Source organism: Ureibacillus sp. FSL W8-0352 (genome assembly GCF_038004345.1).
GTDB classification, from domain to species: Bacteria; Bacillota; Bacilli; order Bacillales_A; family Planococcaceae; genus Ureibacillus; species Ureibacillus thermosphaericus.
On record NZ_JBBOQT010000001.1, the window covers coordinates 992,713 to 1,006,365 of the forward strand.

Genomic DNA, 13,653 nt, shown 5'->3' on the forward strand with positions numbered 1-13,653 from the left:
TCATTCCTCACATTCGGAGTGTTGGTATAAACACAATATTGAAACAAAAGAAAGACCGTCTTTTATGACGGTCAACTATTTACTATTCTATTTTATATTAACATAATCTCGTATTTTATCCTACTTCAAACATTTCTTGAATTTTATCAGTTGTTGCCATCAGTTCAGGCCAATGCCTTAACGCCTTTTCTGTAAATGGCATTATATATTCTAAGAAAGCATCTTTCTCATAATCACCTAGATGCAAGACATATTGCCATTCTCTTAACAGTTCATTAGGGTATTGCAAGTAATGTAATTTTGAAAGACAAATTTCCCTTAAATATTTATTTTCATTTAATAATGTTTCAATATCATAATCTACATTTGGTAGTGCCCGGTGCATCCATAAAATCATCTCTTCCGCCGCATCGCCAACAACCGCTAAATCAAAATCAATTAATTTCATTCCATCTCTTGTCATTAAAAAATTGTGGTGCACAACATCGCCATGTAGCAATGTCATCTTTGTTGGAAAAGAACCTGGGTTTTGACGTATCTTTTTTAACGCTTTATTCGCATAGAGAACAATATCGTAATATTGATGACGCAAATATTTTACCAGCTCATTTTCTTGCAATAAAAACCGTTCAAGTCTAGCATTCCATTTTTGAATGAGTTTCTGTTTTGGAATGACAGAATAATGGCTCCATTCAATCTGTTCATTTGTTTCATGTAATGCCTTTAGTATCTTCACTGCTTTCTTTCTATGTTTTGTCTTGGAAAAATCCGCGCTATAACTATTCTTTTGCCAACTTTGAACAAGCAAATAAGGCTCTTCTGATTTTTTTAATGGAATGATATAAGGAAACTGAATTTTTTCTAATGCTTCATGAATTAGAGCTACTTTTTCAAATACATGAAATTGATCATATTTTTTTATGAATAGTGTTTCGTTACCTGCATGTTGCTTCCAAATATTATTTTTAATTTGCATTTAGTATGACCACGGTTTAAAATGTGGTGCACAAGGATTTATTCTCGGTGGATAATATTGCTGCATACTTGGGTCGAATCCTTGATCCATTTGTGGATACATTGATTGTGGCATAGATTGAAACATCGGTGGATACATCCCTTGATTCATAGGATGATATCCTTGTGGCATTTGATAATAGTCGTATGATGGCATTGTTGCTTGTTCAGAAACATTGTAGTCCTGATGTCCTTCTTGCATTTGACTACTATAATCCTGACTCAATGTTTTTTCCCCTTCTTTTTGCTCATCTTGTGAAGTAGATTCAAAGAGCCAATCTGTATCATCATTATGAGTTGTATGATATTCTGTTGCCATTTGTGTCATCATAGGATTTTCTGCTTCACTTCCGTCATACATTCCTGCTTCGTACGGGAAGCTGTATTGCATATCCGGAGCTGGTTGACCGGAGTATGGCATACCTTGTGAATAATCCATTCCATATGGCATCATTTGTTGATAATCCATTCCATAATGCATTGGATATTCAGGGCATGGCGGCAACATATGTTGGTTTGTGAAATATGGTTGAGCATGATGTTGCATATGGTCTTGCGCTTCTCTACAACCGCAACGCTCTACTTTGTGCGGTTTACAGTTGCAAGGATGTTGCGGCATGCATGGAATAAAAATAGGTTGTGGCACCGGAACATATTCAATGTGAGTTTGAGGAACCGGTACATATTCTTTCTCTACTACTTTTTCCTTCTCTTTTTCCTTTTCTTCTTTCATTCCTTCTGGTTGTGGAATTTTGATGAAAATCGGCTGTGGCATAACTGGTTGTGGGATTGGCATTATTTGTGGATGTTGCATGTGTCGTTGAATATTCAGATGTGGTGCAAAATCAAAGTGGAATTCTGTCTTTTCGTGTGGATGCATTTGTTGAATCGTCATCGGAACAATTTGTGGTACTGGTGGTGTTGGAGGAATTTCCGGCAATTTCATTTCTTTTTCTACTGGTTGTTTTTTCGGTGGTGTTTCGATTGGTTTGGCTTTCGGTGGAATCTCTACTTTTTTATCTTTTGGCGGTGTTTCAATCGTTTTTGCTTTATCTGGCATTTCTTTATGTCCATACGAGTGTTTCTGAGTTGAATGATCATCTGGTAAAATAATTTCCATACCAGGCACAATATAATCTGGATTTGCTAAATGTGAATTTAATCTTTTTAACTCCTCAAAATCGATACCATATTGCTTGGCAATTTTCCAAAGAGTATCTCCTTTTTGAACAATGTGAGTTCGCACAAACATCCTCCTTTTCTCGTTTTATAATATGACAATGAATCAAAAAAGACACAAAAATAATTCCCTTTACTACTCCTCGTGTTAAACTATGTTTAACAGGCTTATCCGTATACACATTATTTTATTAGAAGGTGTGATTGTATGAAAAAAATGCTTGGTGAAGAACGGAGAAATGAATTGCTAAATATCCTAAAGAATTCAAAAGAGCCCATTACAGGTACACAATTAGCAAAATATGCAAATGTTAGTCGACAAGTGATTGTTAACGACATGAATTTATTAAAAGCGCGAAATGAACCGATTATTGCAACAAGCCAAGGATATTTATATATAAATCAAGACGATACAACGGCTTTATTTGAAAAGAAAATTGTTTGTATACATAATGCTGAAGAAACAGAAGATGAATTGTTGACGATTGTAGATTGTGGGGTAACAGTAAAAAATGTAATTGTTGAACATCCGGTGTATGGAGAAATTACGGCTTCGATGATGTTATCATCCCGCATTGACGTAGAAAAGTTTCTTCAAAAAGTGAAGGAAACAAATGCAACTTACCTTTCTGTCTTAACGCAAGGAACCCATTTACATGTCATTTCAGCGCCGACAAAAGAACAAATTGAAGAAGCCGAAAAAAGGCTACGTGAAAAGGGGTATTTGATAGAAGAATAGAACAATTATTAAGAATTAAGGCTGGTTAGAAAACAATATTACTTTCTACCAGCCTGTCTATGTTTATAAGAATCTTTCCATATCTTCTTTATTTGGTATTTTACAAGATTGCTTTTTTCCAAAAATATAACGATGTTTTGCAATAAAATCGTAAACTGTATCCCGAAGAATAGGTGGAAATATCATCAATATAGAAAAAACTTTCCAAAACCCTTCTAGCCCTAGAGAAATGCGCAATACGGCCGATGATTTCGCATAATAACGTTGATTATCAATTAAAATCATGCTATTTAAATCTTTTGGAACTTGATACTGATTACATAACAATTTTCCTACTTCACTTTGTAGAGATGCAAACTGAAATTTTTTTTGAGAATCTCGTTTCATGATAAAATGGACACTTCGACTGCAAAAGTTACACTCACCGTCAAATAAGATAATTGACTTCAACATGATCACTCCGATGCATTATATGTATAATAAGTTCCGAGTGATTTCACTTTACAGCCAAGAGCATGTAACTCCTCAAAGGCTCCTCTCATCATCGGTTCACTTTCATCTGCAAGCACATCAATAATAAAGAAATAGTTTCCTAATCCCGTTTTTAGTGGTCGTGATTCAATTTTGCTCAAGTTCAATTTTCTCCAGGCAAAAACCGAAAGCACTTGATGCAACGCTCCCGAAACAACATCTTGAGGCAACGTCAACATTAGCGTCGTTTTCGGTTGACCATCTGATTTTTCGATTGGTAAACGAGTATTATGCTTTGATAATACAACAAATCGAGTATGGTTAAAATGGAAGTCATGAATATTGTGTTCCACAATTTCCAATCCATACTTTTCAGCAGAAGACGCATTGCCGATTGCTGCAATACATTTATCTGGATTCTCAGCGACCATTTTTGCCGCCTGCGCAGTGGAGGTAGTTTGATGCAACGGAACATGGCTAAAACGATAAAATAAATATTTATGGCACTGAGCTAAAGCATGTGAATGGGAATAAATACCCTCTAGTTTTTCCCAATTATCTTTTTGCGCTTTATTGACCATTAAATGCTGTTGAATTTTTAATTTAATTTCCCCGATGATATATAAATTTGCTTCATGAAATAAATAATCAATTGTTAGTGGTACACTGCCTTCTAAAGCATTTTCCAAGGGTACAACCGCATAATCCACTAAATCATTTGTTACTGCGTCAATGCATTCTGGAATCGTTCGATAAGCAATGTTCCATTCATTCGGGAAAAGTGAATTTGTTGCTAAGTACGTAAATGAAGCTTCCGGTCCTAAATAGGCAATCCGGTACTTCCATTCATTGTTTGTCACCATTTAGCCTCCCATCAATCAATAAATGGCTTATTATAAAGAATGAGTTATAATGCCCCCGAGCTTATCACTTCAGCAGCCTCGACAAATTCTAACTCATTCATTTTTTTGATTAATTCATTTAAGTCCATCATCATACTTGTAACGTCTAGTGATAGGGTAACATTGGCACGACCTTGAATCGGAATGGTTTGATGAATGGTTAATATATTGCAATGAGCTTCAGTAATAATTTCCAATACTTTTGCTAATGTTCCTTTTTGGTCTTGCAACTGAATAATCATCGTTAAAATTCTTTCTTTTACGATGGAGTGAAAGGGAAAGACAGCATCCCGATATTTATAGAAGGCACTTCTAGAAAGATCCACTTGCCTTACCGCATCCCATATGGAATTGACCTTTCCCGTCTCCAACAATCGCTTTGCCTCTAATGTTTTTTGCATGGCATCGGTGAGCACGTCTTCCCGCACTAAATAATAGCGTTGTTCAGCAACATTTTTCATCTCCATCCCCCCTACTATTCCACAAATTCAAATTCATAATCTAAAATGCGTACTGTATCTCCGTCCTTTGCACCTCGTTCTCTTAATGCATCATCCACACCTAAATGGCGAAGCTGCCTTGCAAATCGACGAATTGATTCATCGCGGCTGAAGTCAGTCATTTTAAATAATCTTTCAATTGTATATCCACTAAGCACATATGCTCCATCATCATCTCGAGTAATTTCAAATTCTTGCTCTTTCGCCTCGTGTTTATATAAAACAGTTGCATCACTTTCTTCAACTATATCATGCAGTTCAAAGTGAGGAGTTACTTCTAATAGGTCTGCAATTTCATGTAATAATGGTTTAAGCCCTTTTCGCGAAATCGCTGAAATTGGAAACACTTTTATGACGTCGCCAATTTTCTTCTTAAATTCAACTAAATTTTCTTCTGCACCAGGCATGTCCATTTTGTTCGCTACGACAATTTGAGGTCGTTCTGTAAGGCGTAAATTGTATTGTTTTAACTCCTCATTTATCGTCACATAATCCTCGAATGGATCGCGTCCTTCCATTCCAGACATATCGATAACATGCACAATTACTCTAGTTCGCTCAATATGGCGCAAGAATTGCATCCCTAACCCCACACCTTGATGGGCTCCTTCAATTAAGCCCGGTAAATCTGCCATGACAAAGCTGCGACCATCATCTGTTTCAACTACTCCTAGATTTGGAACAATCGTTGTAAAATGATAGGCACCGATTTTTGGCTTTGCTGCGGAAACAACGGAAAGCAGTGTCGATTTCCCAACGCTAGGGAATCCTACAAGTCCAACATCTGCTAATACTTTCAATTCCAATATAACATTTAATTCTTGCCCAGGTTCTCCCTTTTCTGAAAGTTCAGGTGCAGGATTTGCTGGTGTGGCAAAGCGCATATTTCCTCGGCCACCTCTGCCCCCTTTTGCAATAATAGCGCGTTGTCCATGTTCAACTAAATCCGCAATGACGTTTCCAGTTTCTTCATTGATCACTACCGTTCCAGGTGGAACTTTTACAATTAAATCTTTTGCATTTTTTCCATGCATCCCTTTGCTCATACCATTTTCGCCTCGGGGTGCTTTAAAATGGCGGTTATAGCGGAAATCCATTAATGTACGTAATCCTTCATCCACTTCAAAGACGACATTGCCACCATTTCCGCCGTCTCCACCAGCTGGACCACCATACGGTACATATTTTTCACGGCGAAAGGCAACCATTCCATCTCCGCCATCTCCGCCCTTAACATATATTTTTACGTGATCTACAAACATAATTTCACTCCTTAAAGGTTAAAACATATTTCCAATCATTTATGGATTCTTTTTCAGTGGTAATGTCCAAATTGTTACTATATTTCTCCGAGCTAAAAGGTTTAATATTCCATTTTCCATGTAAATCAAAGGTGATTCGTAAGATTTCCTCTTTGGATTCAATCGTAAGCAACAACTCTTGTTCACTGTATGGATCTAAATAAGGATAAACATGTTGAATCGTCTTTTCTAAGTATTCTACAGTTTCTTCATCTTTTTTCACCTTTGGAGCAGTCGTTACATCTATTTTTAACTTTAATTCAATAGAGGGAAATCGATAATGAAAAGTTTGAATCCATTCAACGGTTTTAGGACAATTTAATCTATTTAAAATTGAAAATGATTTATAATGATTACAGTAATTTTCTATAATCTTTTTTGCGTCATCAATTCGATTTAAATCTAAGTTCATTTTAATTAATTGCAACTGATTAATAAAATCATGATTAGCTGCTCTTAATATTTCATTGACAGTTAGCTTAGTCAATTTCCCCACTCCCATCCAATAATGCTCGGCAATACCTATTTAAGTATAGCAATTTTTTCTTTATATTTCTTCTATTGGAAGGAGTTTTTTGGTTCTTTGTCAAATGGTGTTGGTGAATAAATTTTAGTGACATTATTTGGTAATATGTAATCGGATGGCTTAGGGGAAATTCGAGGTTCCCCTAAGCTGTTTTTATTTTCGCTAAGTTTTGGGTAATGAATATTCGGTTTCTAAAGTGATAGAAGGATCGATAACCGAAAGAAATGCGTTTAATCACTTTGATTTTGTTATGAATCCCCTCTAAAATGCCGTTATTATAATCGTACTTTAGCGTATTCTCGACATAATTGATGTATTTGTTGATTGTCTTGATGGCGGTTTTCATATAGCTGGAAACGATATTTTGTTTATTCTCTAATGTTTTCTTTAGGAGCTCAAAGTCTTTGGTTTTGATGTAATGTCGAACGTATTGGTATAACTCATAGGACGCTTTTAATTCAGAATCTAAATCAATGAGATAGTGGAGAATCTCCACCTCACACATATGCTTTTTAAAGCAACGATGATATGTATAGTTCTTATAATCAAGTTTTGTTTGATCTTTCAGAAGGAGCTTCCAGTATTTTTTCAATTTATTGTAATTCTTTTTATCCCGATTCATGACGTTGATGCGCGTTTTGTTTAAAGCTCTGCTAAATAGTTGGAGGATATGGAATTTGTCGAGTACGATTTCCGCTTTAGGGAAAACTTCTTGGATTAAGGAAATATAAGGGCTATACATATCGATGACAATCGTTTTTACCGCATCTCTCGCCTTCTTGGAATACCGTAAGAAATACTCTTTGAGGACAGATAATCTCCGGTCCTCCACGATATCCACAATCTCCCCCGTTTCAGAGTCGCAGAAAATAAAGGACATCGCTCCAGCTGCGGATTTCACTGATTTAAACTCATCAAAACACAAATGCTTTGGAAGGTAGTGAACATTTGGTTGATAGTAGCTATAAAAGCTGTCAATGACACGACTGACAGTGGCATGAGAAACATGATGTTTCATCGCAATATCTTTTTCGGATATTTTATCTTTGGCGTTTAAAGCAATCGATACTTTGGTATTGTTGGAAATACAACAGTTTTTAGCCACGACGCTCGTTTTTAAAGTAAACGTGGAATGACAATGTTTACAGAAATAACGCTGTTTACGCAATTTTAAGTAGGTATGAAAACCTGAAATGCTAGGCATTTTAATGAGAGACGTTTTAAAACCGTGTTTAATGATTTGATCATCGAAGACATGTCCACAAGCATAACAAGCTTTTGGTTGATACGTTAACGTCCCATGAAAGACTTTCGCTTTTACTTTTTTGATTGTTTCGGTAGAACAAAAATTTTCATCAAATGTGATATTTTTGTCTTTTATATTGAGTAGGTTTCGTATAGAATGATGGTGAGACATGTGACACAACTCCTTTGGAAAATGTGTTTTGGCGATTACATTTTACCAGAGTTTTGTCACTGTCTCATTTTTTTTGTTCAAAAAAATTGGTGCTGGTTTATACTCACCAACACCAAATATTATAGAGCCAGTTTTTTTAGATAGAAAAAAGGACTGCATTTGCAGTCCTTTCATAATCAATCAAATTATGCTTCTTGTGCAACAGGGTATACACTTACTTTTTTCTTATCGCGCCCCATACGTTCGAAGCGTACAATTCCGTCAATTTTAGCGTAAAGTGTGTCGTCTCCACCGCGGCCTACGTTAGCACCTGGGTAAATTCTTGTACCGCGTTGACGGTAAAGAATTGAACCACCAGTTACAAATTGACCATCCGCACGTTTTGCACCAAGGCGTTTTGCTTCAGAGTCACGACCGTTCTTAGTAGAACCTACCCCTTTTTTAGAAGCGAAAAATTGAAGGTCTAATGATAACAATAATTTCATTGTGTTCCACCTCCTACTTGCCTGTAGTTGATTTGGATATATTGACCGTAATTTTGTACCATTGAATAAACTTGCGCAGTCATTACTTGCACAATCAATTGTAATTTTTCATCTACTTCTGAATCTATATCCGTTGGCAAGTCTACTTTTAAGTAGCCTCCACCTTCATTTGCCTGCTCGATTTTCGGTTCAATATTTAATAGTGCATAAATGGCATTGACCGTACCAATCGCAATGGTCGATGCCCCTGCACATACTAAATCTTTCCCTGATTCATCGTATTCAGCATGTCCAGAAAATTCAAAGGCAGATACACGGCGATTTTCGTCGTGATGTAGGGTTACCGTAATCATCCGGTCACCTCTTATGCGTTGATTGATTCAATTACTAATTTAGTATAAGGTTGACGGTGACCTTGTTTACGACGATAGTTTTTCTTAGGTTTGTATTTGAAAACAGTGATTTTTTTACCACGGCCTTCTTTCACAACTTTCGCTGTTACAGTTGCCCCTTCAACAGTTGGAGTACCAACTTTCACTGTTTCGCCACCAACGAAAAGAACTTTATCGAAAGTTACTACTTCGTTTGGCTCAACACCTAATTTTTCTACGTAAATTTCTTGTCCAGCTTCAACTTTATACTGTTTTCCACCAGTTTCGATAATAGCGTACATTACTTGCACCTCCTCTAGTCTAAGACTCGCCTGTAAGAAAGGTGATCATCATGATACTTTATAACCTTTCCAGAGCGGTTGTAGCACAGGTGCTACAAACAATAACATATGAAATGTTATCATACTGAATGTGTTAAGTCAATCGATTCAATACATATTTTTCAAAGGCAATTCGGTATTTTCGATAACGCCATTCTTGTATGATATGAAACCATAAGAAAATACTAAGAACAAATAAAAATAGTGTTTTTGGCAACAGAATAAATGTAATGATTACCGTCAACGTAATTAGTATGAAAGAGATTGCTAAAAACAATTCATATACTTTCGCTTTTTTACAAAAAAGTAAAATAAGCGCGAAAACAATTCTTCCTCCATCGAGAGGCCATACAGGTATTAAATTGATGCACAATAAAACGATTTGAATTTTTATAAAAGGCTTGGCCAATAAAGGATCTAGAAAAGGAGCCATCAACATACAACAAAATGTAGCGACAGGTCCTCCTAAGCTAATAAGGAGTTGCTTGTGAGGCGACAACGAGTAGCCACCTTCAAGTTCAATTTCCCCACCATACGGCATGAGTACACATCGCTTGACTTTTACCCCTAACAGCCAAGCTATTAGAATATGTCCAAATTCGTGAATTAATAATGAAGTTAGAATAAGTGCATAATAGGAAACATTTCCATAAAGTATCATGCCAAATAAAAGGGGTAAAAATAATGGATGAATCGTCATACGCATCATGGTCGCATATGCTCTTTCATCCATAGTAATGTTTCTTCTAAATTAAGAATGTTCCCATCCTTCTCTACTTGAATGTACAAATCCCCTGGCTCTTTTTTCCCGATTGTGCCTCCTCTTTCAATAGATGTGTAAGGCAACAATGAAAAAGAATCCACATTTCCATAAGTCACAGTCGTATCATCCTCATAATATACTGAAATCGTTTTCCCTGTATCTTTTGAATATCCCGTATATACGACTAGACCATGATCAATCGCAATTAAGGGTACCGATTCTTCGTAGGTAAATAAATACCCTTTGAAGTATGGCTTAACTTGTACAAATGTTAATAATTCTTGATTAATAGGCTCTGAGGAAACAGCAATCGTGTCATGTGCTTTCTTATCAAATATCTCCCTTAAAACATTTCTCATGAACGTTAAATCTTCAGAACTATATACAATTTTTTTCACATCAATGGAGATTCTTCCCGTTTCATGTAAGAAGTTACCAATCAGCACACCGGTACAAAGCAAAAATGAAGCGATCCATTTCCATTTTTTGTTCATACCCTCATCCATTCTCATTTTTCCTTAGTATATGAAAAATATGAAAATACGATTCTATATGTTGAAAAATGAGAATAAAGGGATGAATAATAAGACTGCTCAAAAAGTTAACATAAGTTGTTGATTCTTTCTCGACTTTGCGGAAATCAATTTAAATTGCTATCCACAAAGCTTCAGAACCCTTTTTGTACAGTCTTTTTTCTCCTCTGTATTATTTTGAAAAGATTGAAATTAATTTTCTAAATACTCCTTTATGCTGTTCTTCAAGCGTCATCAATGGAACCGATTCTCCTAAAATTCTTCTAGCGATGTTACGATATCCCAATGAAGCTTTATTATTTGGATCCATCACGATTGGCTCACCCTTATTTGAAGAAGCAATAACGTCCTCACAATCGATTATAATTCCTAATAAATCAATGGATAAATGCGTTGTAATTTCATTGATGTCCATTGCATCACCTTGGTTCATTAAATCTTTTCGAACTCGGTTAATGATAAGCTTCGGAGGATCAATTTGCTCTTGTTCGAGTAAACCGATAATTCGATCTGCATCACGCACTGCAGAAATTTCTGGAGTTGTAACAACGATAGCACTATCTGCACCAGCTACAGCATTGCGATAACCTTGCTCTATCCCTGCAGGACAATCAATTAAAACATATTCAAATTCTCGTTTTAATTCTTCAATTAAACTTTTCATTTGCTCAGGTGTCACGGCATTCTTATCAGTTGTTTGGGCAGCTGGCAGTAAAAATAATTTATCGTCTACACGTTTGTCTTTTACTAAAGCTTGATGAATTTTGCAGCGCCCTTCAACCACATCTACTAAATCGTAGATGATGCGATTGTCTAAACCAAGAACAAGGTCTAAATTTCTGAGGCCAATATCCGTATCCACTAAGCATACTTTTTTCCCTTGAAGTGCTAGAGCAGTACCTAGGTTAGCTGTTGTTGTCGTTTTGCCAACTCCGCCTTTACCTGAAGTTATTACAATAGCTTCCCCCACATTAGCTACCTCCTTTTGTGTTTAGTAATGGTCGTATATTTCGCACTTCTTGTAATCGATCATATGAAATATTTCCATTTTTATTTATATATGCAAATAATTGCTCTGCATGTTCTTTTATAATTGGTTTTTCATTCGACATCACTTCAATCACATCTGCTATGTAAACATGAGTTGGTTCGAACCATGAAGCAGCTACAATGGCCTCACGATTCCCGTCAATCCCAGCATGAGCGATGCCTTTTAATTTTCCCAATACGAATATATTTCCACCAGCTTCAATTTTTCCATTTGGATTGACATCGCCAACAATAATAATATCACCTGGCGCTTGAATGACTTGTCCTGAACGAACAATGCCTACATATGTATCACATTGATTTTCTTGAATTTTTGCATTGTTTTCATCCACTGTAATGACATTGCTAAACACTTTCGATACGACCATTTTACCAGGTTGCTCAATAATTTTAATTATTTCTTGTTTTTGATGTTCAAGAAGGTATCGATAGCCTAAATCGAGAGAGACATTCACTCTACCATCAATTCCACCTTCTGATACTTTTTTCTCAAGTTCTTCAACCAGTTCTGCGTAGGCGCACTGATCATCAAGCCGAAGCACTAAACCGTCTTTTGTCCCTTTCATATGGACAAACTGTTTTTTCATAAGAGTGACACCTCTCGCTTGATTAAAATTAAGATAGTTCGCGAGCTTTTTGCAATACTCGCGCATCTATTAAATATTTAAATGCCCAACCAAGCATAATTAAGTAGAGTAAATTAGCTAGAATTGAAGGGATTAATCGAATCAATAAAAACTCTTTAAAAGGCAAAGTGGTAAATTGAATAAAATGGAAGAAATAGTATAAAATAAGTTCCATCAATGCAACTAAAACTACTGACAAAATTGTCGTAATACTTAAATGTTGGTGGATATATTTTACAGACCAACCAGCTGTATAACATACCAGTGGGTACAACACAGTGTATAAGCCAATGATATCAATGTAAAACACATCGTACAAGAGTCCAAAAAACAATCCGTACGTTACAGCACGTTTGCGACTGTAATAAATAGAAATAAAAATTAAATAAAGTATAAGAAAACGAGGAACTAAATAAATTATCTCCCCGTTCCATTCAATCGGTGAGAACAATGCGAATTCAGGTTCTAATAAAAATAATACAATTGCGATAAAGGGAATCGTTAAGCGGATCCACATTATTCTTCACCCTCACCCGGTATTCCTGTATTATTTGTTAAGTCTGCATTTGTTCCATCACCATCAGAACCGTCGATGACCGTTGCACTACGCTTTGCAATAATGACTTCTTCTAACATTGAAAAATTAGCAGATGGACGTATATAGGCCATTTTCGTTAAACCAAAGTCTTCCGTTGTCACTTCTGTAATTTCTCCAATGAGTATTCCTTTTGGGAAAATACCTCCTAAACCTGAAGTAACGACTTTTTCACCTACATTAATTTCTATACTGGAATCAATTCTTTTTAATATTAATTCATTACGCTCTTCGTCATATCCTTCAATTAATCCAAAAGCGACCACTTTTTCACCTTGAACCATTGCTGAAACTCGGAAATTTGGATTGTTTGTATACAATAATTCCACTTCAGAAGTAAAAGGAGTAACTAAACTTATTTTACCAATTAATCCTTTAGTCGTCATAACCGCCATGTTTTGCTTTACACCATGGGAAGAGCCTTTATTGATAATAATTTTTTCTTCCCACTGATCAGGATTTCTTGCAATGACTGTTGCACGAAGCGGATCGTAATCTCGTAAGCTCTCTTTTTTTTCCAATAGTTCCCGCAATTGTTCGTTTTCCGACTTTAAAGTATTTACTTCTGCCTGTAAAACTGCAAAATCTTCCAACCTCATTTTCAAGCGCTGGTTTTCTTCATAAGTATTTAATAATGATTGAATATTATAAAAGATACCTGTTATGTAATTAGCTGGCTTAGCAACAACACTTTGTGCTAAGCCAACTGAATCTTTAATGAATTGTTCGGGGAGAGTCGCATTTTGACGATCGCGTAATGAAAAGCTGATCAATGCCACAAGTAAAATCATACCAACTAAAAGTATAATGAGTTTTTTGTTCGAAAAATGTGGCATTGCT

18 protein-coding genes and 1 other annotated feature are annotated in these 13,653 nt (G+C 35.9%); of the genes, 1 reads left to right on the forward strand and 17 read right to left on the reverse strand.

Translation table 11 applies throughout. From position 1 onward, the window contains the following. Positions 1-115: 115 nt before the first annotated feature. Both NST98_RS04965 and safA read right to left on the reverse strand, forming a co-directional pair. Positions 116-976 (reverse strand): phosphotransferase, encoded by an 861-nt coding sequence (locus NST98_RS04965; protein WP_340714584.1) that lies wholly within the window; start codon positions 974-976, stop codon positions 116-118. After that, positions 977-2,260, reverse strand: a complete 1,284-nt coding sequence (gene safA / locus NST98_RS04970) for a LysM peptidoglycan-binding domain-containing protein (protein ID WP_340714585.1) — start codon at positions 2,258-2,260, stop codon at positions 977-979. 141 nt (positions 2,261-2,401) lie between these two features. Between safA and NST98_RS04975 the strand changes: the two genes are divergently transcribed. Continuing rightward, complete coding sequence (locus tag NST98_RS04975) at positions 2,402-2,932, forward strand: transcription repressor NadR (protein WP_340714586.1); 531 nt, start codon at positions 2,402-2,404, stop codon at positions 2,930-2,932. Positions 2,933-2,995: 63 nt separating this feature from the next. Here the strand turns inward: NST98_RS04975 and NST98_RS04980 are convergent, their stop codons facing one another. The 15 genes from NST98_RS04980 to mreC all read right to left on the reverse strand — a co-directional run bounded on the left by NST98_RS04980 (position 2,996) and on the right by mreC (position 13,649). Beyond that, complete coding sequence (locus tag NST98_RS04980) at positions 2,996-3,385, reverse strand: thiol-disulfide oxidoreductase DCC family protein (RefSeq protein WP_340714587.1); 390 nt, start codon at positions 3,383-3,385, stop codon at positions 2,996-2,998. A 2-nt stretch (positions 3,386-3,387) separates the two neighbouring features. After that, a complete protein-coding gene (gene pheA / locus NST98_RS04985) occupies positions 3,388-4,263 on the reverse strand; it encodes a prephenate dehydratase (protein WP_016838402.1) in 876 nt (291 codons plus the stop codon). A 47-nt stretch (positions 4,264-4,310) separates the two neighbouring features. Beyond that, positions 4,311-4,766, reverse strand: a complete 456-nt coding sequence (locus tag NST98_RS04990; protein WP_340433958.1) for an ACT domain-containing protein — start codon at positions 4,764-4,766, stop codon at positions 4,311-4,313. Between the two features lie 14 nt (positions 4,767-4,780). Next, positions 4,781-6,067 carry a GTPase ObgE gene (gene obgE, locus NST98_RS04995; RefSeq protein WP_340714588.1) on the reverse strand — a complete coding sequence of 429 codons (1,287 nt, stop codon included), beginning with the start codon at positions 6,065-6,067 and terminating at the stop codon, positions 4,781-4,783. 4 nt (positions 6,068-6,071) lie between these two features. Next, a complete protein-coding gene (locus tag NST98_RS05000) occupies positions 6,072-6,593 on the reverse strand; it encodes a Spo0B domain-containing protein (protein ID WP_340714589.1) in 522 nt (173 codons plus the stop codon). Between the two features lie 181 nt (positions 6,594-6,774). Beyond that, positions 6,775-8,049, reverse strand: a complete 1,275-nt coding sequence (locus NST98_RS05005; protein WP_340714590.1) for an ISL3 family transposase — start codon at positions 8,047-8,049, stop codon at positions 6,775-6,777. 185 nt (positions 8,050-8,234) lie between these two features. Then, positions 8,235-8,525: a 50S ribosomal protein L27 gene (gene rpmA, locus NST98_RS05010; protein WP_026019082.1), complete on the reverse strand. Its 291-nt coding sequence runs from the start codon at positions 8,523-8,525 to the stop codon at positions 8,235-8,237. 5 nt (positions 8,526-8,530) lie between these two features. Then, complete coding sequence (locus NST98_RS05015; protein WP_016838407.1) at positions 8,531-8,887, reverse strand: ribosomal-processing cysteine protease Prp; 357 nt, start codon at positions 8,885-8,887, stop codon at positions 8,531-8,533. Positions 8,888-8,898: 11 nt separating this feature from the next. Next, positions 8,899-9,207, reverse strand: coding sequence for a 50S ribosomal protein L21 (gene rplU / locus NST98_RS05020; RefSeq protein ID WP_016838408.1), 309 nt, complete (start codon positions 9,205-9,207; stop codon positions 8,899-8,901). Between the two features lie 12 nt (positions 9,208-9,219). After that, positions 9,220-9,297 (reverse strand) — a sequence feature (ribosomal protein L21 leader region). 43 nt (positions 9,298-9,340) lie between these two features. After that, positions 9,341-9,979, reverse strand: a complete 639-nt coding sequence (locus NST98_RS05025) for a M50 family metallopeptidase (RefSeq protein ID WP_340714591.1) — start codon at positions 9,977-9,979, stop codon at positions 9,341-9,343. Further along, positions 9,952-10,503, reverse strand: coding sequence for a peptidoglycan DD-metalloendopeptidase family protein (locus NST98_RS05030; RefSeq protein ID WP_026019083.1), 552 nt, complete (start codon positions 10,501-10,503; stop codon positions 9,952-9,954). Before NST98_RS05030 ends, NST98_RS05025 begins: the two co-directional genes overlap by 28 nt. A 211-nt stretch (positions 10,504-10,714) precedes the next feature. After that, entirely contained in the window at positions 10,715-11,512 is a 798-nt protein-coding gene (minD, locus tag NST98_RS05035) for a septum site-determining protein MinD (protein ID WP_016838412.1), read from the reverse strand. Between the two features lies 1 nt (position 11,513). Continuing rightward, positions 11,514-12,179 carry a septum site-determining protein MinC gene (locus NST98_RS05040; protein ID WP_340714592.1) on the reverse strand — a complete coding sequence of 222 codons (666 nt, stop codon included), beginning with the start codon at positions 12,177-12,179 and terminating at the stop codon, positions 11,514-11,516. Positions 12,180-12,207: 28 nt separating this feature from the next. Beyond that, on the reverse strand, positions 12,208-12,735 hold the full coding sequence (mreD, locus tag NST98_RS05045; protein ID WP_016838414.1) for a rod shape-determining protein MreD: 528 nt from the start codon (positions 12,733-12,735) through the stop codon (positions 12,208-12,210). Beyond that, positions 12,735-13,649 (reverse strand): rod shape-determining protein MreC, encoded by a 915-nt coding sequence (mreC, locus tag NST98_RS05050; RefSeq protein ID WP_340433966.1) that lies wholly within the window; start codon positions 13,647-13,649, stop codon positions 12,735-12,737. Before mreC ends, mreD begins: the two co-directional genes overlap by 1 nt. Positions 13,650-13,653 lie beyond the last annotated feature (4 nt).